This window comes from Spiribacter sp. 1M189, from assembly GCF_040838345.1.
GTDB lineage: Bacteria > Pseudomonadota > Gammaproteobacteria > Nitrococcales > Nitrococcaceae > Spiribacter > Spiribacter insolitus.
Window position 1 is genome coordinate 443723 of sequence record NZ_JBAKFF010000001.1, and the last position, 24828, is coordinate 468550.

Annotated in this window: 21 protein-coding genes and 3 tRNA genes; 19 read left to right on the plus strand and 5 right to left on the minus strand. The window is 62.2% G+C overall.

Features of this window, described 5'->3' with window-relative positions; all coding sequences use genetic code 11:
- Positions 1-58: 58 nt before the first annotated feature.
- The 4 genes from V6X30_RS02220 to V6X30_RS02235 are packed head-to-tail and all read left to right on the plus strand — an operon-like array spanning position 59 to position 3603.
- A complete protein-coding gene (locus V6X30_RS02220) occupies positions 59-676 on the plus strand; it encodes a TRAP transporter small permease subunit (protein WP_367983014.1) in 618 nt (205 codons plus the stop codon).
- Positions 673-2091: a TRAP transporter large permease gene (locus V6X30_RS02225; RefSeq protein WP_367983015.1), complete on the plus strand. Its 1419-nt coding sequence runs from the start codon at positions 673-675 to the stop codon at positions 2089-2091. Before V6X30_RS02220 ends, V6X30_RS02225 begins: the two co-directional genes overlap by 4 nt.
- Positions 2084-3442, plus strand: a complete 1359-nt coding sequence (locus V6X30_RS02230) for an amidase (RefSeq protein WP_367983016.1) — start codon at positions 2084-2086, stop codon at positions 3440-3442. Before V6X30_RS02225 ends, V6X30_RS02230 begins: the two co-directional genes overlap by 8 nt.
- Positions 3439-3603, plus strand: coding sequence for a hypothetical protein (locus V6X30_RS02235; RefSeq protein ID WP_367983017.1), 165 nt, complete (start codon positions 3439-3441; stop codon positions 3601-3603). Before V6X30_RS02230 ends, V6X30_RS02235 begins: the two co-directional genes overlap by 4 nt.
- Before the next feature lie 47 nt (positions 3604-3650).
- On the opposite strand, the gene tpx is transcribed toward V6X30_RS02235, so the two are convergent.
- The gene (gene tpx / locus V6X30_RS02240; protein ID WP_367983018.1) at positions 3651-4160 is read right to left on the minus strand and encodes a thiol peroxidase; all 510 of its coding nucleotides are present in this window, start codon (positions 4158-4160) and stop codon (positions 3651-3653) included.
- Between the two features lie 360 nt (positions 4161-4520).
- Between tpx and V6X30_RS02245 the strand changes: the two genes are divergently transcribed.
- The 8 genes from V6X30_RS02245 (at position 4521) to V6X30_RS02280 (ending at position 12031) form a co-directional block, all read left to right on the plus strand.
- Positions 4521-5672: a transporter substrate-binding domain-containing protein gene (locus tag V6X30_RS02245; protein ID WP_367983019.1), complete on the plus strand. Its 1152-nt coding sequence runs from the start codon at positions 4521-4523 to the stop codon at positions 5670-5672.
- The gene (locus V6X30_RS02250; RefSeq protein ID WP_367983020.1) at positions 5669-6286 is read left to right on the plus strand and encodes an ANTAR domain-containing response regulator; all 618 of its coding nucleotides are present in this window, start codon (positions 5669-5671) and stop codon (positions 6284-6286) included. Before V6X30_RS02245 ends, V6X30_RS02250 begins: the two co-directional genes overlap by 4 nt.
- 5 nt (positions 6287-6291) lie before the next feature.
- Positions 6292-7536, plus strand: coding sequence for an urea ABC transporter substrate-binding protein (locus tag V6X30_RS02255; RefSeq protein WP_367983021.1), 1245 nt, complete (start codon positions 6292-6294; stop codon positions 7534-7536).
- 73 nt (positions 7537-7609) lie between these two features.
- A complete protein-coding gene (locus V6X30_RS02260; protein WP_367983022.1) occupies positions 7610-8482 on the plus strand; it encodes an ABC transporter permease subunit in 873 nt (290 codons plus the stop codon).
- Positions 8483-8498: 16 nt separating this feature from the next.
- Positions 8499-9599: an ABC transporter permease subunit gene (locus tag V6X30_RS02265; RefSeq protein WP_367983023.1), complete on the plus strand. Its 1101-nt coding sequence runs from the start codon at positions 8499-8501 to the stop codon at positions 9597-9599.
- A complete protein-coding gene (locus V6X30_RS02270; protein ID WP_367983024.1) occupies positions 9596-10315 on the plus strand; it encodes an ABC transporter ATP-binding protein in 720 nt (239 codons plus the stop codon). The genes V6X30_RS02265 and V6X30_RS02270 overlap by 4 nt, the downstream gene beginning before the upstream one ends.
- On the plus strand, positions 10308-11021 hold the full coding sequence (gene urtE / locus V6X30_RS02275) for an urea ABC transporter ATP-binding subunit UrtE (RefSeq protein ID WP_367983025.1): 714 nt from the start codon (positions 10308-10310) through the stop codon (positions 11019-11021). Before V6X30_RS02270 ends, urtE begins: the two co-directional genes overlap by 8 nt.
- Before the next feature lie 23 nt (positions 11022-11044).
- Positions 11045-12031: an acetamidase/formamidase family protein gene (locus tag V6X30_RS02280; RefSeq protein WP_367983026.1), complete on the plus strand. Its 987-nt coding sequence runs from the start codon at positions 11045-11047 to the stop codon at positions 12029-12031.
- 252 nt (positions 12032-12283) lie between these two features.
- Here the strand turns inward: V6X30_RS02280 and V6X30_RS02285 are convergent.
- Positions 12284-12358, minus strand: a tRNA-Val gene (locus V6X30_RS02285).
- Between the two features lie 120 nt (positions 12359-12478).
- On the opposite strand from V6X30_RS02285, the gene gltX reads away from it, so the two are divergent.
- From gltX to V6X30_RS02305, 4 genes are all read left to right on the plus strand, one after another.
- Complete coding sequence (gltX, locus tag V6X30_RS02290) at positions 12479-13903, plus strand: glutamate--tRNA ligase (RefSeq protein WP_367983027.1); 1425 nt, start codon at positions 12479-12481, stop codon at positions 13901-13903.
- A gap of 69 nt (positions 13904-13972) precedes the next feature.
- A tRNA-Ala gene (locus V6X30_RS02295) sits at positions 13973-14048 on the plus strand.
- Between the two features lie 80 nt (positions 14049-14128).
- Positions 14129-14205: transfer RNA gene (locus V6X30_RS02300), tRNA-Glu, on the plus strand.
- A gap of 88 nt (positions 14206-14293) precedes the next feature.
- Positions 14294-14611 (plus strand): hypothetical protein, encoded by a 318-nt coding sequence (locus V6X30_RS02305; RefSeq protein ID WP_367983028.1) that lies wholly within the window; start codon positions 14294-14296, stop codon positions 14609-14611.
- A gap of 31 nt (positions 14612-14642) precedes the next feature.
- Here V6X30_RS02305 and V6X30_RS02310 read toward each other — a convergent pair whose 3' ends face one another.
- Both V6X30_RS02310 and V6X30_RS02315 read right to left on the minus strand, forming a co-directional pair.
- Positions 14643-16001, minus strand: a complete 1359-nt coding sequence (locus V6X30_RS02310; RefSeq protein ID WP_367983029.1) for a TrpB-like pyridoxal phosphate-dependent enzyme — start codon at positions 15999-16001, stop codon at positions 14643-14645.
- Positions 16002-16083: 82 nt separating this feature from the next.
- Positions 16084-17442: an 8-oxoguanine deaminase gene (locus tag V6X30_RS02315; RefSeq protein ID WP_367983030.1), complete on the minus strand. Its 1359-nt coding sequence runs from the start codon at positions 17440-17442 to the stop codon at positions 16084-16086.
- A 127-nt stretch (positions 17443-17569) separates the two neighbouring features.
- On the opposite strand from V6X30_RS02315, the gene lon reads away from it, so the two are divergent.
- A complete protein-coding gene (gene lon / locus V6X30_RS02320) occupies positions 17570-19978 on the plus strand; it encodes an endopeptidase La (RefSeq protein ID WP_367983031.1) in 2409 nt (802 codons plus the stop codon).
- A gap of 63 nt (positions 19979-20041) precedes the next feature.
- Here the strand turns inward: lon and mdoH are convergent, their stop codons facing one another.
- A complete protein-coding gene (mdoH, locus tag V6X30_RS02325; protein WP_367983032.1) occupies positions 20042-21868 on the minus strand; it encodes a glucans biosynthesis glucosyltransferase MdoH in 1827 nt (608 codons plus the stop codon).
- Positions 21869-21977: 109 nt separating this feature from the next.
- Between mdoH and V6X30_RS02330 the strand changes: the two genes are divergently transcribed.
- Together V6X30_RS02330 and V6X30_RS02335 are read left to right on the plus strand one after the other, a co-directional pair.
- On the plus strand, positions 21978-23612 hold the full coding sequence (locus tag V6X30_RS02330; RefSeq protein ID WP_367983033.1) for a hypothetical protein: 1635 nt from the start codon (positions 21978-21980) through the stop codon (positions 23610-23612).
- A 17-nt stretch (positions 23613-23629) separates the two neighbouring features.
- Positions 23630-24808 (plus strand): FAD-dependent monooxygenase, encoded by a 1179-nt coding sequence (locus V6X30_RS02335; protein WP_367983034.1) that lies wholly within the window; start codon positions 23630-23632, stop codon positions 24806-24808.
- The last annotated feature ends 20 nt before the right edge of the window (positions 24809-24828 follow it).

Consider the following 24828-nt stretch of genomic DNA (forward strand, 5'->3'; position numbering starts at 1 on the left):
TTGCCCCGGTCAGTTGACCGGGGCAAACCCATTGCAATCGTCCGGGCAAGAGTGATCCATGCTTCAGGTCATCCATACGATTGATCGTTTCACGACATGGGTCGGGCGGAGCTTCGCCTGGCTCATCCTCCTCATGGCCTTCGGCATGGGCTATGAGGTGATATCGCGTTACCTGTTCAGCGCACCAACCGCCTGGGCGTATGACATGTCGTACATCCTCTACGGCACCCTGTTCATGGTGGGGGGTGCGTACACGCTGTCGCGGAACGCGCATGTGCGTGGTGACTTCCTCTATCGGCTCTGGAAACCGCGGACCCAGGCCACGGTTGAGCTGATTCTGTATTTCCTATTCTTCTTTCCGGGGATTCTTGCGCTGGTGTTTGCGGGCTGGAAGTATGCCGCCCGCTCCTGGCAGTACATGGAGACAAGTGTCTTCTCGCCCGCCGGTGTGCCGATTTTCCACTTCAAGACAATGCTCGTGGTGGGCGCTGTTCTGTTACTGATTCAGGGTGTCGCGCAGGTCTGCCGCTGTCTTGTCTGCATTCGTACCGGTGAATGGCCGGCCGACGTACGGGATGTCACTGAACTTGAGGACCAGCTGCTGGAGAGCGGCGGCCAGGACGAGGCGGTCGACCCGTTGGATGATGTATCAACAACGCGAGGTAGCGAGCGATGACCGAACCCCAAATCGGGATTCTGATGCTGGTGGTTTTCATCCTCTGCATCTTTTTGGGGTTCCCCATCGCCTTTACCTTGATGGCGCTGGGTATCGCCTTTGGCTATTTCGCCTATTTCGACGCCGGCCGCATGTGGCGAGGCTATGATCGGCTGGTCGAGCAGGGCGCGGAGGGCTGGCAGGTCTGGCAGGCCTATATTGAAGGATTTCTGAACAACCGCATTTTCGACCTGTTCGTCAACCAGACCTACTCGGTCATGGCGAATGAAGTGCTGACCGCGGTGCCGCTTTTCCTCTTCATGGGCTACATCGTCGAGCGCTCGAACATCGTCGAGCGCCTGTTCTCGACTCTCTACATCGCCGCGCGCCGAGTCCCGGGCGCGATGGCAGTGGCGGCGCTCATCACCTGCACGTTATTCGCGACGGCCACTGGCATCGTTGGCGCGGTGGTCACACTGATGGGTCTGCTGGCACTGCCGGCAATGCTGAATGCCCGCTACAACCAGTCATTCGCCTCGGGCGTCATCTGCGCCGGCGGGACGTTGGGCATTCTCATTCCACCCTCGATCATGCTGATCGTCTATGCGGCGGCGACGGGGACGTCGATCGTCCGGCTTTATGCCGGCGCGCTGTTTCCCGGGCTGTTGCTGGCCGGGCTCTACATCACGTACATCGTGGTGCGCAGCCTGCTGCAGCCCTCAGTGGCACCCAAGCCAACGGATGACGAGGTGGGTGACATTCCCGTTGCCAAGCTCATCATCATGATCCTGACCTCGTTCGTGCCGCTGGCGGTGCTGATACTCGCGGTGCTCGGGTCCATTCTTTTCGGCCTGGCGACCCCCACCGAGGCCGCCTCCGCCGGTGCCCTGGGCGGGCTGCTCCTGGCCGCCATCTATCGGGCGCTGACCTGGGAGAAGCTGCGTGAGTCGGTCTATCTCACGCTCAAGACAACGGCCATGGTCTGCTGGCTTTTCGTGGGGTCGTGGACCTTCTCGTCGGTTTTCTCGTATCTCGGCGGGGAGCACCTGATCACCGAGTTCGTCACCGGGCTCGATCTCAACACCGTGACCTTCCTGATCCTGGCGCAGCTGATCATCTTTCTGCTCGGCTGGCCGCTCGAGTGGTCCGAGATCATCATTATTTTCGTGCCCATCTTCCTGCCGCTACTGGAGATCTTTGGCGTTGACCCGCTGTTTTTTGGCATCCTCGTCGCGCTGAACCTGCAGACTTCGTTCCTGACGCCGCCGATGGCCATGTCGGCCTACTACCTGAAGGGGATTGCTCCCCCATCCGTGCAACTGGTGCAGATATTCAAGGGCTGTATGCCATTCCTGTTCTTCGTGGTCCTGGCGATGGTGCTGCTTTACAACTTCCCGCAGCTCGTCTACTGGCTCCCGGATACCGTCTATGGTTAAGCGCATCGCGGTGGGTGAGCCGGCCGATCTGTCGGCCAGTGACGCGCTGGAGGCGATGGCTGAGGGCGCGCTCTCGGCGCAGGCGCTGACGGAGGCCTGCCTGGCGCGTATTGACACGGCCGACCCTCAGGTCCAGGCCTGGACGCAGGTTGATCATCGTCGCGCGGTTTTCGAGGCCCGCGCGCAGGACCGGCGGCGCGCCGACGGTCTGCCGCTCCCGGCCCTGCATGGTGTGCCGGTCGGCCTCAAGGACATTATTGATGCCAAAGGGCTGGCCACTGAGAACGGCACGCCTCTGGATGCAGGCAACCGGCCTTCGGAAGACGCCACCATCGTGCGGCGTCTGCGCGATGCCGGGGCGGTCATCGTCGGCAAGACCGTCACCGCTGAACTCGCCTATTTTCATCCCGGCGTGACCCGTAATCCGCATGATCCCGAGCGCACACCCGGTGGCTCGTCGAGTGGTGCGGCGGCCGCAGTGGCCGCCGGCATGGTGCCGTTTGCGGTTGGTACGCAGACCAATGGATCGGTCATTCGGCCGGCGTCTTTCTGCGGCGTCGTGGGCTATAAGCCGAGCTATGGCACGGTGCCACGGACGGGCATTCTGCAGGGCGCGCAGAGTCTGGATCAGGTCGGGTTCTTCGCCCGCAGCGTCGAGGATGTCGCCCTCGCTGGCGAGCTGATGGGGCCTGACGGTGTCGATGAGGACTGTCACCTGAACGCGGGGCCGCTGCGCGAGACGGTACTCTCAGAGCCGCCGTTGACGCCTGACCTTGCCATGGTGGAAACACCGTTCTGGGATCGAGCGGCCGCGGATACTCGGGATGGTTTCGCGGAATTGCTCGACGTTTTGGGCGACCACGGCACCGCCGCTGGACTGCCGGAGGTATTCGGCCGCGGCGCCGGCTGGTTAGCCACTGTCATGGCGGCGGAAATGGGACGTAATCTGGGCCACTACGCAGACCGCGACCCCGATCAGGTCAGCGCTACGTTCAAGGCGCTCATCGAGCAGGGCCGGTCGATCCATGCGGTGGATTATCTGGCGGCTCGGGATATGCAGGCCGTGATGCGCGAGGCGCTCGATCCGCTCTTTGAGCGCTTCGATGCCATTCTGACGCCGTCGGCCCCCAGCGAAGCACCCCGCGACCTTGATACCACCGGGGACCCGATTTTCTGTACGCTGTGGACATTCTGTGGGCTCCCGGCGGTTACATTGCCCCTGCTCGCCGGTGAGAATGGCCTGCCCATCGGGGTGCAGCTTGTCGGGCCCTACGGCCAGGATGCCAAACTGCTGCGAACGGCCCGCTGGCTGGCTCGTCTTTGCGCTGCCAATGTGGAGGAGTCGGGATGATGGATCGCATAATGGCCATAACGGGCCTGCTCATGCTCTTCGCATTTCTCTCGGTGGTGCCGATCTTCGTGCCCCACATCGATCTCATTATTGTTGTTGCGGGCTGCGCGCTACTGGCTAGCTACGACGTCTGGCGCGGTATCGCCCTGCGGCGCAAGTAGGGCGCGTCGAGCCCCGGCTGACGGGGCCGCGGGTCGCCTGGGCGTTTTTATTCAGCCTTCTCGAGGGCGCTCAGGGCAGCCTCGTAATCCGGCTCCTGGCGGATTTCCGGGACCAGCTCGACATGGACCACCCGGTTGGCACGATCCAGTACCAGAACGGCGCGCGCGGTCAGTCCTGCCATGGGGCCGTCGAGCTGGAGCACGCCGTAGTCGGTGGCGAAGCGCCGATCGCGCAGCATGGAGAGTGCTTCAACGCCGTCGATGCCTTCGGTCTCGCAGAAACGCGCTGCAGCGAACGGCAGATCCGCTGAAATGTTGAGTACCACGGTCTGGTCCAGTGCCGCCGCGCGGACGTTGAACTGGCGTGCCGACATGGCGCAGGTGGGTGTGTCGAGACTGGGCACGATGCTCAGGACCTTGCGCTTGCCGGCGTAGTCGGCAAGCGTCACGTCCGTCAGGTCGGTCCGGGTCAGGCGGAAATCCGGCGCCGTCGAGCCCACTCGGGGCAGCTCCCCGCTCAGTTGGACGGTCTCGCCGAGACGGGTCACGGTGGTCATGTCGTTATCCTCTCGTGAATGGCTGGCCGATTCGCCAAATGCTCTGCGCTCAAGTGTCGAGGATAATGCGGGTCAAGTCGAGCGGCGATGGCATGACCCGCTGGCGCGTCGCTCCCGCGATTCAGCTGCAGGAGGTCGAAGCAATGCAAAAATCGCTTGACAAACTGGGGATTACTGCCACACCTTTTAACCAACGTCGTGAGCAGTGGCGCTCCTCGGAGGTCAGCCTGCTGAGGCAGGGGACTCCAACGGCGACTTAGAGAATCGTGAATATGGTTGGCCATCGATACGGTGGTCAAAGGGCATCGGAGCCCCCCGACTGGCAGCAAGCTGGTCTGGGGGTTTTTTTTGAGGGGCCGGATGCTCAAAGAAAACATCAAGGTCGGCTGGTTGTTCTCCGAGACGGGTTCATACGGTGCGCTCGGACGAAGCATGCGGGCCGGCGCAACGCTGGCGGTGGATGAGATCAACGCCAATCCGACCTACGACTTTCAGATCGAACCGGTGCTTGTAGACCCGGGAGGCGAGACTGCCCGATACGCGGATGCCGCACGCGAACTGATGAGCAACTATGGCACGACGCATATCTGTGGTTGCTACACGTCAGCAAGCCGGAAAGAGATTCTTCCGGTAGTTGAGAAAAGGGACGCCCTGCTCTGGTATCCCTCGCATTACGAAGGCTTTGAAACGAACGATAACATTATTTACACCGGCGCATCGCCGAATCAGCACATCATCCCACTCAGCCGCTATTTAATTGAACACCACGGCGCGCGGGGGTGGTTTGTCGGATCCAACTATGTGTGGGCATGGGAGAATAATCGGATACTTCGGGAGGCATTGATATCCGCAGGTGGATTAGTGTTTGGCGAGCGCTATTTCCCGGTGGGCGATGTAGACTTCGGTAATCTGCCAGAGACGATCATAGAAAATTCTCCGGACTTCGTCTTCGTAACGCTCATTGGGAATTCCTGCTACCGTTTTATAAAACGGCTTCGCGAGGCGGCTGCGAAAGCTGGTGTCGATCAACCTGCAACAATGCCTGTGGCGAGCTGCAGCCTGTCGGAAGCGGAACTGCCCTTCTTGGGTGATGAAGCCGATGGGCATCTCTGCTCATCGGTGTATTTCTCGACGGTCGATACGCCCGAGAATCATACATTCACGACTCGCTGGAACGCTTTTTACGCGGATCAGGGGGAGGCATCGGCTGATGCGGAAGCCACCTATATCGCTATGCATCTGCTCGCTCAGGCCATCCATCGGAGCGGCAGTATTGAGTTGGACGAGGTCAGAGAGGCCGTCACAAAGCTCGAATTCAGAGCGCCTCAGGGGCAGCTGAGGGTGGATTCAGACAATCTGCATTGCGAGATGCGGCCGCGGATCGGGCGATCGAACGTCAACGGTCGGTTTGACATCATTCAGGAGGCGCATACTCCCGTGCGTCCGGACCCCTATCTCGTCTGGACCGAATGTCTGGACCGGCCGAAGACCGGCCTGCGGATAGCCCAGTGAGCCGGCGAATCAAGAACAACTTCCGTGGCTGTCAGGTCCTGATCGTGGCCGACGACGAGCTGAATTGCCAGCATCTGGAGCGCGCGCTTTTCCGCCTGGGTATGCATGCTCATCGGTGTCGCGCAAATGAGCTGAACCGGATGGCGCTGCCGGCCTTGGACCTCGTGATCTTCGATGCCGACCAGGAAGATGAGCTTGCCTCACTCTCGGAGCTGGCTGGCGAACCCGCCCTCATTGCCTTGATCGGCAATGAGGCGCCGAGTCGGCTGAGCCGGGTTGTCGCGCTTGGATGCGACAGCCATATCACCAAGCCCATCCGAACACTGGGTATCTATTCGGCGGTGGTGCTCGCGGCGAATGGACGTGCGGCACGTGCCGAGCTCAAGAAAAAAATCGCCCACCTGAATCAGCGCATATTAGGTCGAAAAACACTGATCCGCGCTGTGGTCCGTTTGACTCAATATCATCAAATCGACGAGAGCGACGCCTATGACTACTTGCGTAAGGAGGCGATGTCGCGACGGATTTCCATCGAAGAAGCTGCAGACCAATACTTGCAGATGCAGACGAGTTCATCCGATTTCCGGGTGTTGAATGAAGAGCGAAAGGAGTGAACCAGATGAGTACAGTTTTTAACCTGAAGGGCGGGCTATTGAGTCTAGCCAGTGCAACTGCCTTTGCTTGGGGGGCAGCGGCTATCGCTGATGACGAGACGATCAAAATTGGTGTACTGGAGGATCAATCCGGAGACTTCGCCGCCGCGACCAATGTCAAGGTCAATGCAATTCGCCTCGCTGCTGATGAAATTAATGAGGCCGGAGGCATCGACGGACAACCGGTAGAGTTGGTGATCTATGACACGCAGTCCGATAACCGTCGGTACCAGGAGTTCATGCGCCGTGTACTGCAGCAGGATGAAGTCGATGTTGTATTCGCTGGCTTCTCCTCGGCATCACGCGAGGCATACCGGCCTATCGTCAATCAGTTTGACGGGCTCGCTTTCTACAACAACCAGTACGAAGGCGGTGTCTGCGACTCCAATATGATTGTTACCGGTGCCGTTCCGGAGCAGCAGTTCTCGACACTTATCCCCTGGATGATGGAAAAGTACGGCCCCAACGTCTACACCATTGCTGCCGACTACAACTTCGGTCAGATCTCAGCCGAGTGGGTCCGGGAGATTGTCGAGGAAGAAGGTGGTTCCATGGTGGGCGAGGAGTTCATTCCCTTGGGCGTGTCTCAATTCTCGCAGACTATCCAGAACATTCAGCAGTCCGATGCGGATTTTGTCGTGACGCTACTGGTCGGTGCCGCCCAGGCGTCGTACTACGAGCAGGCGGCCTCGGCCAACGTTGACCTCCCTATGGCATCTTCTGTCAACGTGGGTCAGGGCTACGAGCACAAGCGGTTTACCCCGCCAAGCCTCGCGGACATGTACGTAACGACCAACTATATCGAGGAAATCGACACGCCTGAGAGCAATGCATTTGTCGAGAAATTCCGTGAGATGTTCCCCGATGAGCCGTATATCAACCAGGAGGCTGCCAACTCCTACATCGCGATGAACCTGTACAAGCAGATGGTCGAGCGGGCCGGTACAACGGATCATGATGCGATTCGGGCGGTCCTGGCCGAGGGCGATGTTTGCTTTGACGGGCCTTCTGGCCGGACATGCCTTGATCCCGAGAGCCAGCACATGTCGCACACCATTTATCTGGCTCGGGTGAACGATGATCACAGCATTTCCTTTCCGAAGGTCTGGGATGATATCGAGCCATACTGGCTTGGTGATGCCGGTTGTGACCTGACGGTCAACGACCCGAGTGCCCAGTACACACCGTCGAACCCTCCGCCGGCTAACTAAGCCGCAATCGTTGTCGGGCGACCTCCATTAGGAGGTCGCCCGATTTCTTGTCGGTATTGAGAGGTTGTCTGTCATGGAGCTGCTAGCTGCGGCATTCGCCATGTTTTATCAGTTCGGCGATGCATTCGCTTTTCTGGTTATCGCGAGCGCTGGCCTTGCCGTGATCTTCGGGATGATGCGCATCATCAATCTGGCTCATGGTGAGTTCATTATGTGCGGTGCATACGTCACGGCCGTGGCCGCGCGTACAGGGTTGCCTCTGGCGCTCGCCATTTTGCTGGGTGCGATTACAGCCGGACTTATCGGGATGCTGATCGAGCGGTTGGTGATCCGGCACCTCTATCACAGACCACTGGATTCGATTATTGCTACTTGGGGAATCAGCCTGATTGCCACCCAGGGTGTACTTATTGTTTTGGGATCAACGATGGCTGGCATCGGCACGCCGCTTGGCAGTGTCGAAGTCGGCGGCCAGACTTTCTCAGCCTACCGGCTGGTGCTTATGGCCTGCGCAGGGGCGCTTTTGATCGGGCTGTACCTGCTTTTCTATCACACCCGTTTCGGCGTACTGGCGAGAGCAACCATCCAGAAACCCGAGACCGCGCGAGCGTTGGGTATCGATACGCGCCGGGTCTACGGACTCACTTTCGGTCTGGGTGCGGCGCTCGCCGGACTCGCCGGAGGACTCTATGCCCCGACCATGACGATGGTTCCAACGATGGGGGCTACCTTCATCGTCGAGAGCTTCGTCACCGTTGTCGTCGGCGGCGCCGATATCTTCGTCGGAGCCGCTCCGGCTGCGGCGATTCTCGCCGTTATCAAGGCTACCCTGACGGCGGGCTATGGACAGCTCTTCGGCCAGATCGGCCTGCTCGTTGCTGTGATCGTCGTGATTCGACTGTTACCCGGGGGTCTTTCCGCCTGGATCAAGAAGACCGGGCGCTAAATCGATGGAGCCGTCAATGCAGAACCGCGATGTCACCCTGACTCCCGGGACAAAGGTCGATCGAAAAAAACTCCCGATCTGGCTTTCGAGACTGGAGGGTCCTCAGACCGTTGGAAGCGGCCCCGGTTTTTGGTCACTCTTTGTTGTGGCCTTGATCGTTGCCGCTCTGTATCCGCTTTTTGCTAATGACTATGCGGTCGGGAATACCGCCTACTTCATGGTCTGGACATTCATGGCGATGGGCCTTGGCGTTGTCTGGGGCTACGCTGGCGCACTCAGCTTCGGGCAAACCGCGTTTTTCGGTCTGTCCGGGTATGCTTATGGGGTCCTGACCATCAATTTCGGTAGCGCGTACGGGTTCACTCTCCTATCGCTCCTGCTTGCTGTTGCACTTGGAGCGCTGTTCGCGCTGCTTATTGGCTATTTCATGTTCTTTGGCCGGATCCGAGGCGTATTCATTGGCATTGTTACGCTTTCAGTCACCCTCGTGCTCGAGGCCTTCATGGCGCAGACCGCAGGGCCGCAATGGGCCATCGGCAGTGCGCGGTTGAACGGATTTAACGGCATGTCCGGAATGCCGCCGCTCACTATTCCCTGGTTTGACGGCCCCATTCTACTGTATGCCGGAACGTCTCTTTACTACGTTCTGCTTGGCCTGGTGCTATTCTGCTATCTCGGTCTTCGCATGCTATTGAATGCGCCCTTCGGCAATGTTCTCGTCGCAATAAGGGAAAATCCCGAGCGCGCCGAGATGCTTGGCTACGACATTCGTATCTACCAAATGCTCGCTTTCACCCTGGGGGGAGCGCTGGCGGGCCTCTCCGGTGTGCTCTACACGGCATGGGGCCAGTACATCACGCCATCCAGCATGGGCCTCATGTCTGCGGCGCTTCCCATCGTCTGGGTCGCCGTTGGTGGCCGGAGCGATATCACCGCCACATTGATAGGGAGTTTGCTGGTGCTCGCGACGTTCCAGTCGTTGACGATTTACGGCAGTCAATACGCGCTGGTTGTGATGGGCGCACTGCTCCTTTTCACGGTTCTCGTGACGCCTAATGGGCTCGTTCTGGAGGCGATGCACGCGATTCGCCGTCTAACTGGGGGGCGGGGGCAATGAGCGACATCCTGGTGGTCGAAAAACTCAACAAGCGCTTTGGTGGAGTCGTTGTCGCCAAGGACATCGACTTTCGTTTGCCCGCGGGGAGCATACACTGCCTCATCGGTCCGAATGGCGCGGGAAAGTCCACATTTTTCCGTCTTATACTAGGCGAGCATTTACCCGATAGCGGTTCGATTCGGTACAACAATGAGGAAATCAACAGGCTTCGCGCCTTTCAAAGAATCAGGCGTGGGATCAGTGTGAAGTTCCAGGTGCCTGGAATATTCAAGGCCCTCAGTGTCAGGCAAAATCTCGCTGTGGCTTTCCAGCACCATCTCCACGGCCACACCCTCAATGCAACGATTCATAGAGTGCTTGAGTTTACTGGGCTGACGGAAGAGGTGAGCACGCCAGCCGGGAACCTTGCGCATGGTCAGCAGCAGTGGCTCGAGATCGGCATGGCAGTCGGCGTGGAGCCGTCGCTTCTCCTGCTCGATGAACCGACGGCTGGCATGTCACCCGACGAGACGAAAAAGACCGGCGAGATGCTGCACGAACTGAATCGTCAGGATATTACTATTCTAGCCGTGGAGCACGATATGTCGTTTGTCGAGCAGATCGCCGATGCGGTGACGGTGCTGCATTTGGGTAGTGTCTTCGCGGCGGGCACCATCAAAGAGATCGTCAATCACCCAGGTGTTCAGCAGATTTATCTGGGAGTCTCTGATGACTGAGGCAAACCTTTTGAAGGCTGAGGGTCTCTGCAGTGGCTATGGTTCCGAGACCGTCCTGCAGGGGGTGGATTTCCAGATCGAACCGGGTGAAATCGTAGCAATTATCGGGCGTAACGGGGTTGGTAAGTCCACGCTGATGCGTACGCTGATTGGTCTTCTCCCCGCGTCCTCCGGCCGCATTCACTTTCACGGCGAGGACATCACCCGCTTACCGGCCGACCAACGCGCACTATCCGGTATTGGCTATATTCCCCAGGGCAGGGAGGTGTTTCCAGAGCTCTCTGTCTCGGAGAACCTTATTGTCGGCGAAGTCGCAGCCGGGCGGCGCCGGAAGCTCGAATACGAGGTGATCTATCGCTTTTTCCCGATTCTTAAGGAACGCGCCGCCCAGCGTGCCGGCACGTTGTCGGGTGGCCAGCAGCAACAGCTTGCCATCGCACGCGCCATGATTTCGAATCCATCGATCATGTTGCTCGACGAACCGTCGGAGGGTATCCAGCCCTCGATCGTGAAAGACATCGCGAAAAACATTCATGAGCTCAACACGATGACGGATATATCCGTTCTTCTCGTCGAGCAAAATCTCGAGCTGATTACTTCCATTGCCCAGCGGGGCTATGTGATGGAGAAAGGAAGAATCGTGAAGGCGTTGTCTTCCGAAGAAATCACTTCGAGAGATGAAGTACGGAATTATCTGACTATCTAGGACTGCAACTGAGGAGTCGATCAATGAGCTGGCATGAATCGTCGATTATGAACCGGAAGGGCCTCGCTGGGGGAAAGCCTGGTAGACGGCACACGATAACGATCGAGGATCAGAAAAATTATCACTACGTCTACGGTCCATATGCAGAGCCGATCATCGAGGTAGATCCGGGTGATTTGGTAACGGTGGAAACACATGATGCTTTCGAAGGACAGATTCAAAAGGAGTCGGACAAGCCTTCGGAAAAATTAAATTTTCCATACCTCAATCCGCAGACAGGACCCATTCGGATTCGGGGGGCAGAAAAGGGTGATGCGCTCGCCGTTAGGATTATCTCGATTAAGCCGCGAGGGCCCCAGCCTGTCGGTACCACTTGCCTGATCCCACACTTCGGCGCGCTGGTGCCGACTGCAGCGACGGCCATGCTCAGTCCACAGCTGCCCGAGAAGGTCAAGAAGGTTGAAGTCGATGAGCAGGGGGTCTACTGGTCTGACAAAATAACGCTGCCCTATGAGCCCTTCATCGGGACCATCGGGACGGCGCCGGAGATTGAGGCGATATCGTCGCTCCAACCGGATTATTACGGCGGTAATATGGACCTGCCGGATGTCGCGCCCGGGAATGTGATCTATCTACCCGTCAATCGGGCGGGGGGATTACTGTATCTCGGGGATTGCCATGCCATTCAGGGCGATGGAGAGGTTTGTGGCGTAGCGCTCGAGATACCGGCGACGGTGGAGTTGCAAGTCGATCTGGTGAAGGCGCACGGAAATGCCTGGCCTCAGCTCGAGACTGAGGATACGTTCGGATTCATCGCCTCGGCACGCCCCATGGAAGATGCGGCACGGATCGGGTATGTGGAGCTGATTAACTGGGTCGTTGAGCAGACGGGCCAGACTCCGGAGGAGGCCTATCTTCTGTTAACGATGTGCGGGAAGGTTCGGTTAGGGAATATGGTCGATCCTAAATACACGATGGGTGTTTCGATTGAGAAGAAATTTGTTAGGTAACTGAGTGATCGGACGGGGTTGCGCGGGAGCGGGTTCCTCATGCGACTTTTGATTGCAACTGAGTCTCGACAACCCCATTCATTCACCATGTTTATGCGCGTCTCCCAGTCAAGGGGGCCATCTGTTCCAGTCGGTCGAGGAGCCGCATTCCAGTAGAGCACAGCGAGCTGACAACGCGAGCAAGCTCCACCCAGCGTTCCACCTTTTTCCCGGCGTCGCCGGACGCGGAAGCTCGTAAGTCCTTGAAAGTATTGGTGGGCGGTGCTGGGATCGAACCAGCGACCCCTGCCGTGTGAAGGCAGTGCTCTCCCGCTGAGCTAACCGCCCAACCGAGCGAAGAGTTTAGGAAGTCGCCCCATGGCTGTCAACGCGACGCCGCCATCACAGGCTGGCCGTTTCCCTGCCTCAATCGCTAAACTGTAGCGTTTTCAGACAACGAAGGCTGCCATGACCGTCACCACTCGTTTTGCACCCAGCCCCACTGGCTATCTGCATATTGGCGGCGCCCGCACGGCGCTTTTCTGCTGGCTCTATGCCCGACGTCATGGCGGCCGCTTCGTCCTGCGCATCGAAGATACGGATCTTGAGCGGTCGACGCCGGAGGCGATCAACGCGATCCTCGAGGGCATGAGCTGGCTCGGGCTGGACTACGACGAGGGCCCGCTCTACCAGACCCACCGCTTCGATCGCTATCGCGAAGTGATCCAGCACATGCTCGAGGAGGGCATGGCCTACCGCTGCTACTGCTCGAAGGAGCGACTCGAGGCGCTTCGGGCCGATCAGCAGGCAAGAAAGGAAAAACCCCGCTATGACGGGCGCTGCCGCGACCTGACCGAGCCGCCGGAGGACGTCGAAGGCGAGCCGGTGATCCGCTTTCGCCAGCCCCGCAGCGGCCATACCGTCGTCGACGACCAGGTCAAGGGCAAGGTGGTTTTCGACAACGCCGAGCTGGATGACCTGATCATCGCTCGGGCGGATGGCTCGCCCACCTACAATTTCGTGGTGGTGGTGGATGACATGGATATGAATATCACCCATGTGATCCGTGGTGACGATCACCTCAACAACAGCGCACGGCAGGGCAACATCCTCCGGGCGTTGGGTGTCGAACCGCCGGTCTATGCGCATGTGCCCATGATCCTGGACGCGGAGGGCAAGAAACTCTCCAAGCGCGCCGGTGCCGCCAGTGTCATGGAGTATCGGGATGCCGGCTACCTGCCCGAGGCAGTCATTAATTACCTCGTCCGGCTAGGGTGGGCGCATGGCGATCAGGAGGTGTTCGGCCTCGATGAGATGATCGAGCACTTTGATATCACGGATATCAACCACTCGGCCTCGAGTCTGAATCCGTCCAAACTGGATTGGCTGAATCAGCACTACATGAAGACACTGGCGCCGGCGCATGTGGCGCGGCATCTGGCCTGGCACCTGGGCGCGATGGATATCGACCCCGGTACCGATGACGGACCGGATCTGGAGCAGGTGGTGCAGGCCCAGGCGGAGCGCAGCAAGACGCTGGTGGAGATGGCCGAAAACAGCCGCTTTTTCTATCGCGAGCCGGCGGGTTATGACGAAAAGGCGGCGCGCAAGCATCTCAGCGGGTCGGAGGCGGTGCTAGCGGCGCTCGTCGAGTCGCTGTCGGCGCTGGAGGACTGGCATGCCGAGGCGATTCATCAGGCGGTGACGGGTGTTGCCGAGGAGCAGGAGCTCAAGATGGGCAAGGTGGCGCAGCCTTTGCGCGTGGCGGTGTCCGGCGGTCCTGTGTCACCACCCATTGACATCACGCTCGAGCTGCTAGGTCGCGAGACCGCACTGGCCCGCATTGAAAAGGCGCGTGAGTGGGCGCGGGCGCAGGCGGGAAGCGATGCCTGAGCATGTGGACGCAGTGGTTGGCCTTGACAGCATCGGGGCCAATTCCTAGACTGCGCATTCTCTGGAAACGGGGCCATAGCTCAGCTGGGAGAGCGCCTGCATGGCATGCAGGAGGTCGGCGGTTCGATCCCGCCTGGCTCCACCATTCTTCCTTGCGGTGTGATCCAGCGTCGCCTTGACGGAGCGGCCTGTACTGCCTATTATCCGGTCCGTCGTATAGACAGCGTCCCCATCGTCTAGCCGGCCTAGGACACCACCCTTTCAAGGTGGCGACACGGGTTCGAATCCCGTTGGGGACGCCAATTTCCCTCCCGCACTTCCATAACGCCGATTCACATTCCTGTAATACAGCCGGTCAATACTCTTGGAAAGACCGACAGGAGAGTCGAAATGGGTGCACAAGCAAGCCCGCTGACCGAGACACTGCGTGGCGCCGAGTTCCACCGGATCATCAGTGACGAGTGCCGCCTGAGGGCGCTGACCTGTCTGTACGAGGCCGGCGAGCTGGAGGTCGAGGACCTCGTTGGTGCGCTGAGCCAGGATCCCACCCAGATTCGCGAGACGCTCGGTGAGCTGACCGCATGCGGCGTGCTATCGGAGCGACGCGAACGGTTTCGCGTGCATTATCGCCTGGCCGACGAACTGCCGGCCTGGGTAGGCATCGCCCTGGGCGCCGCCCGCGACTGGGGGGTGTCCGCGGCGCGCTGATTGGCGCCGCGATCCCCGAGGCCGAGATGTGCTAAACGCTCGGCAACCCTGACAGCGCCATGGACTGCTCCGCCGCGCTGGTCTGCTCCTCCTTGAGATTACCCGCCAGGTAATCCGTATAGGCCTGCATGTCGAAATGGCCGTGGCCGCAGAGATTGAACAGCAAGGCCTTTGACTCGCCGGACTCCCGGCAGGCGATGGCCTCGTCGATCGTCGCCTTGACGGCGTGATTGGCCTCCGGCGCCGGGATGATCCCCTCCGCCCGGGCAAACTCCAGACCCGCGGCGAAGCACTCGAGCTGGCCATAGGCACGCGGATGGATGTAGCCGAGATCGGTCAGGTGGCTGATCTGCGGGGCCATGCCGTGATAGCGCAGCCCGCCCGCATGGAAGCCCGGGGGCATGAAGCCCGAGCCAAGGGTATGCATCTTGGTCAGCGGCGTGAGATGGCCGGTATCGCCCCAGTCGTAGGCGAACCTGCCCTTGGTGAGGGTGGGGCAGGAGGCCGGCTCCACGGCGATGAATTCGGTTGACGGCCCACCTCGCAGGCGCTCGCCGAGGAAGGGGAAGGCGATGCCGGCAAAGTTGGAACCACCGCCGGTGCAGCCGATGACCTTGTCCGGATAGTCGTCGACCATCTCCAGCTGACGCATGGTCTCCAGGCCGGCCACGGTCTGGTGCAGCAGCACGTGATTGAGCACGCTACCGAGGGCATATTTGGTGTCATCGCGCTGCACCGCCAGTTCCACGGCCTCGCTGATGGCGATGCCGAGGCTGCCGGTGGCCTTCGGGTTATCGGCCAGCACCGCGCGCCCGGCCTCGGTCGTGTTGCTGGGGCTGGCGATGCAGGTGGCACCGAAGCTTTCCATGAACGCCCGGCGGTAGGGCTTCTGGTTGAAGCTGACCTTGACCATGAAGACCTCGATGGCGAGGTCGAACATGGCACCGGCCAACGCCAGCGACGAGCCCCACTGTCCAGCCCCGGTTTCGGTGGTGATGCGCTTCACGCCCTCGACCTTGTTATAGAAGGCCTGGGGGATGGCCGTGTTGGGCTTATGGCTGCCGGCCGGGCTGACGCCCTCGTACTTGTAGTAGATCCGCGCCGGGGTGCCGAGGGCCTTTTCCAGACGCCGGGCCCGATACAGCGGCGATGGCCGCCACTGGCGATAGGCGTCGCGGACCGGCGCCGGGATCTCGACCTCCCGTTCGGTGCTCATCTCCTGCTCGATCACCGCCATCGGGAAAAGCGGAGCAAGGTCATCCGGCCCGACGGGCTCGAAGGTGCCGGGATGCAAGACCGGCGCCATGGGTTCGGGCAGGTCGGCGTTGATGTTGTACCAGTGCCGCGGGATTTCGGTCTCGGGCAGAACGGTTTTCACGTTCTCGCTCATCTCAATGGTGCCTCTCGTGGAGAATCTGACAGGTGCGAAACCATATCACTGCCGGCCGGGTCGGCGCCTCATCAGCGATGTCTCAGCTGCCCTCAACCAGCGCCCTGGCGAGTGCGTTATGACGTTCCACCATGGCACCCAGATCATGACCCAGTAACTCGCCCCCCTGGACCCGGGGCGTGCCGTTGACCACCACGAGATCGGCCCGTGCGGGCGGGCACAGGGCGAGTGCGGCCAGTGGGTCATGGATTGCACCGCCGGCCATCTCCAGGGCATCGAGCCGAAAGCCGGTGATATCGGCCGCCATGCCGGGTGCCAGCCGGCCGATGTCCGAGCGGCCCAGCACTTCGGCGCCACCGGCGGTTGCCAGTGCCAGTGCCCGTTCGGCGCTCATCGCGGCAGCGCCCTGGTCGACGCGCTGCAGGAGCATCGCCTGCCGCGTCTCGGCAAGCAGATTGCCGCCGTCGTTGGATGCCGCTCCATCAACACCGATACCTACCGGTACGCCACGGGCCAGCATCGAGCGAATCGGGGCAATACCATTGCCGAGACGCATGTTCGAGCACGGACAATGCGCGACGCCGGCGCCACTCATTCCAAGCCGCATGATTTCCGGTGCCGAGAGCGTGATCATATGGGCGAACCAGGCGTCATCGGCAAGCCAGCCCAGCGCCTCGATATGCCCCAGCGGTGTCTGCTCCAAATTCTGCAGGCACCAGGCATGCTCGTCCCGGCCTTCGGCGAGATGCGTATGTAGACGCACACCATGCTGCCGGGCAAGTGCAGCGGTGTCGCACATGAAGCCATCACTCACCGAGTAGGGCGAACAGGGTGCGAGTACGACCTGCAGCAGGCTTCCACGGGTCGGGTCGTGGTAGCGGCCGATCACCCGCTCACTGTCGGCGAGGACATCGGCCTCGTTCTCGGCCACGGCATCGGGCGTGAGCCCGCCCTGAGAAGCGCCGATGGTCACCGAGCCGCGGGAGACGTGAAAGCGCAGGCCCATGGACTGCATGGCCTCGACCTGATCATCCACGGAACAGCCATTCGGCCAGAGGTAATTGTGATCCATGGTGGTGGTGCAGCCGCTGAGCAACAGCTCCGCGGCGCGAATCTGCGTGGCGCTCTGCAGTGCCTCGGGCGTTGCCCGCGACCAGATGGGATTGTGAATCCGCAGCCACTCGCCGAGTTCGGCATCCTGGGCGCCGGGTAGAGCCCGCGTGAGGCACTCCAGGCAGTGATCATGGGTGTTGATCAGGCCGGGGACGAGCACGAGGCCACGGGCGTCGATCGGCGTCAGGCCATCGGTTTCCACCTCGTCCGCCGGCCCGATCTCCGCGATGAAGCCATCGCGGATGATCAGGCTGCCGTGCTGCAGCGGTGGAGTATCGGCGCCGGGATTGATGATCCAGCTGGCGTTGACGATGGCGCAGTCATGCATGGTTGGGTCCTGCGGCGTGGTTAGTGAGTGAGCATGGCACAACCACAGGGTGCTCTTGAATCCATACGGCGGCGCCTCCATTTCCTTCGAAGACGCGTCGGGATCTCCCGAGTGCATGGAGGAATGAATGACGAACGACGAGACAACGATCGAGCAAGAGCCGGCAGTCGAGCCCTCCCGCAGCCTGGTCATCCCCAAGCTGCCGGATGACGCGCTGATCCTGTTGCCGGTCCGCAACATGGTGCTGTTCCCCTCGATGCTTGTGCCAGTCGGGGTCGGCCGTGCGAAATCGATCCTGGCAGCCCGCCAGGCGGTGCAGCACGAGCAGCCCATGGGCGTGCTGCTGCAACGGGATGCCTCGGTGGAGGAGCCCGGTGGAGAGGATCTGCACACGGTGGGTGCAGTCGCGAACGTAATGCGTTTCGTGAACGGCCGTGAGGGGCATCACCACCTGGTGCTGCAGGGGATCGAGCGATTCCGGGTTACGGAATTTCTGGAGGGGTATCCGTTCCTGGTCGGCCGGGTGGAGCGGATCGCTGAGCACCAGCCCGAGGGGCCGGAGATCGATGCGCGGATGCTGGCGCTGCGCGACAAAGCCTTGGAGGCCCTGGAGTTGCTGCCACAGGCACCACAGGAGCTCGCCGGTGCCCTCACCAGCATCAAGGAGCCGGGCGTCCTCGCCGATTCCGTGGCTGGGTACCTCGATCTGGGCAGCGAGGAGCGCCAGGAACTGCTGGAGACATTCGACATCGAGACCCGGCTGGAGCGGGTTCTGTCGCTGGTGGACTACCGGGTGGAGGTGCTCAAGCTCTCGCAGAAGATCAGCGAGCGCACGCACGAGACCATGTCCGAGCGCCAGCGTGAGGCCCTGCTTCGCGAGCAGTTGCGCTCGATTCAGGAAGAGTTGGGCGAGAGCGATGAAAAGGGCGAGGAGATCCGCGAGCTCGAGCAGCGCATCGACGAGGCGCAGATGCCCGAGGAGGTGGACAAGCAGGCCCGCAAGGAGCTCCGGCGCCTGGAGCGCATGCCCGAAGGGGCTGGCGAATATTCGATGCTGCGCACCTACCTCGACTGGTTGCTCGAGCTCCCCTGGTCGCTGGAGCGGAGCGAGGATATCGACATCGATCGCGCCCGGGACATCCTCGATGCCGACCACTACGGACTGGAACCGGTCAAGCGTCGCATCCTTGAGCATCTGGCGGTCCGCAAGCTCAATCCCGAGGGGCGCAGCCCGATCCTGTGCTTTGTCGGGCCACCCGGCGTGGGCAAGACCTCGCTGGGCCAGAGCATTGCCCGCGCCACCGGGCGTGACTTCATGCGGGCGAGCCTCGGTGGCGTCCACGACGAGGCCGAGATTCGTGGCCATCGCCGGACCTATCTCGGTGCGCTGCCGGGTAAGATCATCCAGAGCATCCATAAGGCCGGTTCGCGTAATCCGGTGCTGATGCTCGATGAGATGGACAAGCTCGGCGGGGGAATCCAGGGCGATCCCTCCGCGGCGCTGCTGGAGGTCCTCGATCCCGCACAGAACGGCACATTCCAGGACAACTACCTGGGCGTGCCGTTTGATCTGACGGGCGTTTTCTTCATCGCCACCGCCAATGTTCCCGACCAGATACCCGGGCCGTTGCGTGACCGTATGGAGATGATCGAGATCCCGGGTTACACCCAGGAGGAGAAGGTCGAGATCGCCCGTCGCTACCTGCTGGACCGGCAGCGCGAGGGCGCCGGGCTGAGTGCCGAGCAGCTCGAGGTCACAGATGGGGCCATGCACCGGATCGTCGCGGAGTACACCCGCGAGGCCGGTTGCCGTCAGCTCGAGCGCGAGCTGGGGGCCGTCGCCCGTCATTTCGCCGTGCGGATCGCCGACGGCAGTCTTCAGCAGGCACGGGTCGATGCCGATGATGTCCCCGAGATCCTCGGTGCGCCTAAATTCGAGGGCGAGGTGGCGATGCGCACCAGTGTGCCCGGAGTCGCCACCGGTCTGGCCTGGACGCCGGTGGGCGGCGATATCCTCTTCATCGAGGCCAATCGCTCCCAGGGCAGTGGACGGCTGGTGCTCACCGGTCAGCTCGGCGATGTGATGAAGGAAAGCGCACAGACCGCCCTCAGCCTCATCAAGGCCCGTGCGGACCAGCTCGAGCTCGATATCAGCTCGCTACAGTCCGATGATGTGCATGTGCACGTCCCCGCCGGCGCCATCCCCAAGGACGGACCCAGTGCCGGTGTGGCGATGTACAGCGCGCTGGTATCGCTGCTCACGGGCCGCTGCATTCGCGAGGATGTCGCGATGACCGGCGAGATCACGCTGCGCGGGCTGGTCCTGCCCGTGGGCGGCATCAAGGAGAAGGTCCTGGCAGCCCGCCGTGCGGGGATTCATACGGTGCTGCTGCCGGCTCGCAACCGCAAGGATTACGAGGACATTCCCGAGTCGGCCCGCGAGGACATGACCTTCCACTGGATCGAGCATGTCGAGGAGGCCACCGACATCGCACTGCGGGCTCGGGAAGCCGACCCGACGACGGCGACCGGCTAGCCCAGCGGCGCCGGCGCCGTGTAATCCAGCCAGATCAGCAGGGCATAGGTCAGGTCCCCGTACTCAGGCACTGCCGGGTCGCCAGGAGAGGGGCTGGAGCGGCATCGGGCGGTAGTTCTCCGCTGGTGGTCTCGCCTCATGTAATGACGCCGCCTGTGGCGCGGCGGTGACCGCATGACGGTTCATGGGGACATGGCCCTGCGCCTCCGCCGGCGTGGCCGGCAACCAAGCCGGTGCGGTCAGGCTGGTCAGCTGCAGGAACAACGGGAAGAGCAGCGGGCCGGCGAGAGCAGGTGCGAGCCATGGGAGTAGGGCCGGCGCCGTGGTGGCGACCACGGCCGCCACGGCCGCGGTAGCCAGCGCAATCGGCCATCCGAGTCGCCAGGCCTGCATTGCCTCGATCTGTCGCCGGCCACGCACCCCGGTGTCCCAGCCGGCCGGCCGGCCAGCCAGCAGCCGCAGGATGAAACCGGTATAGAGCACCATCATCAGCGGCGAGCGCAGGATGCCGAAGCCAAGCTCGAGAAACCCGCCACGCAGCAGGGCCAGTCGACGCCCGGCACCCTCCCGGCTCGCGGCCGTGACGACAACCCCCAGGACGCGCGGGCCGAACAGGACCAACAGACTCAGGCCAAGCAGAGGCACCAGCGGTTGCGCTGGTGAGGCCGCAGCCGCCACCCAGCGGCCGGCGTCAGGGGAGAAAATGGCATCAAGCACGCCGGCGGCGATCATGAGCAGCCACAACGGCGCGTTGACATAGGCCAGGCCGCCAAGCAGGAAATTCAGCCGTGTGACCGGGCGCCAGCCGCGCCCCGGTAACAGGCGGAGATGCTGGAGGTTTCCCTGGCACCAGCGGCGCTCGCGCTTGAGATCATCAACGAAGTTCCCGGGCATGCCTTCGAAGCTGCCGCCGAGCTCGGGCAGTACGTAGACACCGCGGCCATGGCGCCGCATCAACCCGGCCTCGACGTAGTCATGACTCATGATGTCGCCACCCAGTGGCGGCTTGCCGGGGAGTGTCGACAGCCCGCAGCAGGCCTGGAAATCGGCGATGCGGACAATGGCATTGTGCCCCCAGTAGTTGGTGCTGTTGCCCTGCCAGAAGGCCAGTCCATTGGCGATATGCCGGGCATGCAGACTGGCGGCCAGCTGCTGGAATCGCCCCAGGATCGTGCGCTGCCCCACCGGCAGAGGGACGGTCTGCAGGATGCCGGCCTGGGGGTTGGCCTGCATGCGTCGCACCAGCGCGAGAATGGCCTCGCCCGTCATGCGGCTGTCGGCGTCGAGTACGATCATGTAATCGTAGTGCGCGCCCCAGCGTTCGCAGAAATCCCGGATATTGCCGGGCTTGCGGCCGGTGTTGCGTTCGCGGGCCCGATAGAAGAGGCGCAGCGTGTCACCGAATCGGGCTCGGAGCCGGGTCACTGCCTCATGTTCCCGGGCGAGCTGGGCGGGATCGCTGCTGTCGCTGAGCAGATAGCAGTCGAAGTATTCACTCTCGCCGGTCTGCTGCAGCGAGCGCCAGGTGGCCGTCAGACAGTGCACCACGCCGGCCATGTCCTCATTATAGGCGGGCATCACCAATGCCGTGCGGGCAAGCGGCGGCGCCTCGGCCGGATCGGGGTCGCGCCGGCTCAGCGTGACCGGGTGTCTGCCGGCGAGGCGCAGTAAAATGCCCGCGATCATGGTCCAGAAAGCAACGCAGGACGTGGTGAACGTGATGCTGAAGAGTATGAGTACGGCCCACTCGAGCGGTTGTACACCGCCCGGTGCAAGTAACCGCCAGAACGCATGGACCCCCGCGCTGGCGGTGGCGAGCACCAGCAGGGCCAGGGCCAGCCGTCGTAGGGGCAGTCCCGGCTGGGTGAGATGCCAGCTTGAATGGGTCATAGGCGGTCTCGATGGATGGATTGATGCGTTTCCTGCAGAGCGTCGACAGTGCGCGCGGTGTGAAGTTGCAGATTGACCGGGCGCGCGGATGCCCGATGGGGAATGATTGATGAGACAGTTCATTGTCGCGCTACTGGTTGTCGTGGCGGTCAATCTACTGCTGGTGGCGCCGGAATGGTGGATGCCCTACACCGACTTCCCCTATCCATGGCTGGCCACCGAGATGGTGATGATGGTCGGCCTGCTCTGGATGCTGCCGGCCGCCTGGGCGGGCTGGGTCTCGGGCCTGCTGGCCGCGCTGCTGCTCCTCTCCGTGGCCCTGGCACTCTCGGATCTGGGGACGGGGCTGGCGCTGGGGCGGCCCATGAATCTGCTGATCGATCTTCCGCTGGCCGCTTCGGTAGAGCATCTGCTGCGTGGCGCCATCGGCGGGCCGCTGGCCTGGCTGACCCTGGCCCTGGCGGGACTGGGGCTCGTTGCCCTGATGATCGCGCTGACACGCGGTCTGCGGCATCTGGCACCGGCGCCTGGCGGTCTGCCGTTGCGTCTTCTGGGTGTGGCGCTGGTCGGGGTGGGGCTGTTGCTGAATCACTATCGCGATGCCTGGCCGATTGGCCTCGCCGTGGATTCGCCGGCCCTGATCCGCTTCAGCGATCAGGCCGAGCGCATGCGCCGGACGGCCCACGAGCGCGAGGTCTTTGCCAGCGCACTGGCCGCGTCCGAGGGCCCGGTCCAGCGGTCCATGGATCGGCTCGATGGCCGGGATGTCATCATGGCGTTCATCGAGTCCTACGGCGTGACGATGCTGCGGGATGCGCGCTATCGCGCCACCGGCGAGGCAGCCCTGGCGGATCTCTCGGAGTCGCTCGTCGCGGCCGGTTTAAGTGCGGTAACGACAACGCTGCGTTCACCGGTGCAGGGTGGACAGTCCTGGCTTGCCCACGGCAGTGCCCTGAGTGGCCGGTGGATCAGCAACCAGATCCGCTACGATCTGTTTCTCAATGCCTCGGGACCCTCGCTGATCCGGGACTTTGATGCCGCGGGATACGAGACCGCGGCGGTCATGCCCGCCATTACCGACCCCTGGCCGGCCGGTCAGCGGTGGGGCTATGACCAGATCCATGATCATGCCGGTATCGATTATGCCGGGCCGCCGCTTAACTGGGTCACCATGCCCGATCAGTACACCTGGCATTACTTTCAGACCGCGATTCGCGAACCGGCCATCGACCCGCTGTTCGCCGAACTGGCGCTCATCAGCAGTCATGCCCCCTGGACGCCGATTCTGCCCATCGTCGACTGGGCCAACGTCAGGGACGGCTCGGTCTTTCAGCGCTGGGCGGACGCGGGGCCCTCGCCCGGCAGTGTCTGGAGCGACGGCGACCGCGTTCGGCGCCACTATGCCCGCGCCGTGGACTACGCGCTGCGCACCGCCGGCGAGTGGGCCGCCAGGGATCTGGGCGACGGCGTGCTCATTCTGCTCGGCGATCATCAGCCGGCACCGCTTATCACTGGTGACAAGGCATCGCGTGAGGTGCCGGTGCACATCATCGCCCGCGACGGGGCGCTACTTGCCGATTTCCTTAGTGCGGGTTTTCGGCCGGGCCTCAAGCCTCCCAAGCAGGGCATCGGTACGCTCGCCGATTTGCGTGGCTATCTGCTCGCGGTTTTTGATGGTGGGCAAGAAAACCCCGTATTGGAGCCTGCGCCGGCGAAGGGCGCTGTGGCACCATCACCGCATTGATGGAAGGAGTCCCCGGGATGGAAGGCAATCGCGTGCTCGTGGTCGGTGGTGGGATGGTCGGTGCGGCGCTGGCCGTGGATCTCGGCCGCCGGGGCATTCCGGTGCGGGTGCTCGAGGCAAGCCCGCCGGCGCGTCCCAGTGGCCAGGAACCGCCGCGGTTGCGTGTCTCTGCCCTCAACCGACGCTCCATCGACTATCTGGAAGCCATTGGCGCCTGGCCCGCACTGGACGACGAGCGCCTCGCGGACTTCGACGAAGTGATGACCTGGGATATCTCGGGGGGCGGGCGCCTGCACTTCACAGCCGAGGAGCTCAGCCTCGATCGGCTGGGGCTGTTCATCGAGAACGACCATCTGCAGGCGGCGTTGCTCGAGACCGCTGCTTCGCTGTCAGCGGTCCAGCTCGATGCCCCGGCCGCCCCGCTGGATATCCAGCCGGGTCCCAATGGCCCGCGGCTGACGCTGGAGGGCGAGGGTGAACTCGAGCCGGCTCTCACCGTGGCGGCTGATGGGGCTGCCTCGCGCCTGCGGGATACGGCGGGGATCCCGGTGTGGGAGGGCGATTACGGCCAGCATGCGGTGGTGGCGAGCGTCCGGCCAACCCCGGCCGCCGGCCGGCAGACTTGGCAGCGGTTTACGCCGGAGGGTCCACAGGCCCTGCTGCCCCTCGCCGATGGCAATGCCTCGCTGGTCTGGTACGTCCGCCCGGCGCGGGCTCGCGAACTCCTTGCCATGAGCGAGGCCGACTTCGTCCAGGCGGTGGAGGCGGCCTTCCCGATTGAGCTCGGTCTCATCGATACGCTGCATGCCCGCGGCAGTTTCCCGATTCGCCGAATGCATGCTCGGCGTTACTGGCAGGGCAACGTGGTCCTTGTTGGCGATTCCGCCCATGTCATCCATCCGCTGGCCGGCCAGGGAGTGAATCTGGGTCTGCGCGATGCCCGCATGCTCGCCGTGCAGATCGCCGAAGCGCACCGTCGCGCGCTTCCTCTGGCGCATCCGCCGCTGCTGGCTGCTTACGAGCGTGCCCGGCGGCCTGACAATCAGCTCATGCAGTCCACCATGACCGCCTTCCATATTGGCTTCACGGCACCGGTCGGGCCGCTTGCACCCATCCGGGGCTGGGGAATGCAGCTCGCCGACCACGGCGGCTGGGTCAAGCGCCGTGTCCTGCGCTATGCCCTGGAGGGGCGCTAGCCGCGGCGGCGGCTCTGTTC

Bases quoted from the DNA above. Each gene is read 5' to 3' on its own strand.
- V6X30_RS02330 (WP_367983033.1), top strand. From the start codon at position 21,978: ATGAGACAGTTCATTGTCGCGCTACTGGTTGTCGTGGCGGTCAATCTA.
- lon (WP_367983031.1), top strand. From the start codon at position 17,570: ATGACGAACGACGAGACAACGATCGAGCAAGAGCCGGCAGTCGAGCCC.
- V6X30_RS02265 (WP_367983023.1), top strand. From the start codon at position 8,499: ATGCAGAACCGCGATGTCACCCTGACTCCCGGGACAAAGGTCGATCGA.
- V6X30_RS02220 (WP_367983014.1), top strand. From the start codon at position 59: ATGCTTCAGGTCATCCATACGATTGATCGTTTCACGACATGGGTCGGG.
- V6X30_RS02225 (WP_367983015.1), top strand. From the start codon at position 673: ATGACCGAACCCCAAATCGGGATTCTGATGCTGGTGGTTTTCATCCTC.
- tpx (WP_367983018.1), bottom strand. From the start codon at position 4,160: ATGACCACCGTGACCCGTCTCGGCGAGACCGTCCAACTGAGCGGGGAG.
- V6X30_RS02260 (WP_367983022.1), top strand. From the start codon at position 7,610: ATGGAGCTGCTAGCTGCGGCATTCGCCATGTTTTATCAGTTCGGCGAT.
- V6X30_RS02230 (WP_367983016.1), top strand. From the start codon at position 2,084: ATGGTTAAGCGCATCGCGGTGGGTGAGCCGGCCGATCTGTCGGCCAGT.
- mdoH (WP_367983032.1), bottom strand. From the start codon at position 21,868: ATGACCCATTCAAGCTGGCATCTCACCCAGCCGGGACTGCCCCTACGA.
- V6X30_RS02270 (WP_367983024.1), top strand. From the start codon at position 9,596: ATGAGCGACATCCTGGTGGTCGAAAAACTCAACAAGCGCTTTGGTGGA.
- V6X30_RS02255 (WP_367983021.1), top strand. From the start codon at position 6,292: ATGAGTACAGTTTTTAACCTGAAGGGCGGGCTATTGAGTCTAGCCAGT.
- V6X30_RS02305 (WP_367983028.1), top strand. From the start codon at position 14,294: ATGGGTGCACAAGCAAGCCCGCTGACCGAGACACTGCGTGGCGCCGAG.
- gltX (WP_367983027.1), top strand. From the start codon at position 12,479: ATGACCGTCACCACTCGTTTTGCACCCAGCCCCACTGGCTATCTGCAT.
- V6X30_RS02245 (WP_367983019.1), top strand. From the start codon at position 4,521: ATGCTCAAAGAAAACATCAAGGTCGGCTGGTTGTTCTCCGAGACGGGT.
- V6X30_RS02315 (WP_367983030.1), bottom strand. From the start codon at position 17,442: ATGCATGACTGCGCCATCGTCAACGCCAGCTGGATCATCAATCCCGGC.
- V6X30_RS02310 (WP_367983029.1), bottom strand. From the start codon at position 16,001: ATGAGCGAGAACGTGAAAACCGTTCTGCCCGAGACCGAAATCCCGCGG.
- V6X30_RS02235 (WP_367983017.1), top strand. From the start codon at position 3,439: ATGATGGATCGCATAATGGCCATAACGGGCCTGCTCATGCTCTTCGCA.
- V6X30_RS02335 (WP_367983034.1), top strand. From the start codon at position 23,630: ATGGAAGGCAATCGCGTGCTCGTGGTCGGTGGTGGGATGGTCGGTGCG.
- V6X30_RS02280 (WP_367983026.1), top strand. From the start codon at position 11,045: ATGAGCTGGCATGAATCGTCGATTATGAACCGGAAGGGCCTCGCTGGG.
- urtE (WP_367983025.1), top strand. From the start codon at position 10,308: ATGACTGAGGCAAACCTTTTGAAGGCTGAGGGTCTCTGCAGTGGCTAT.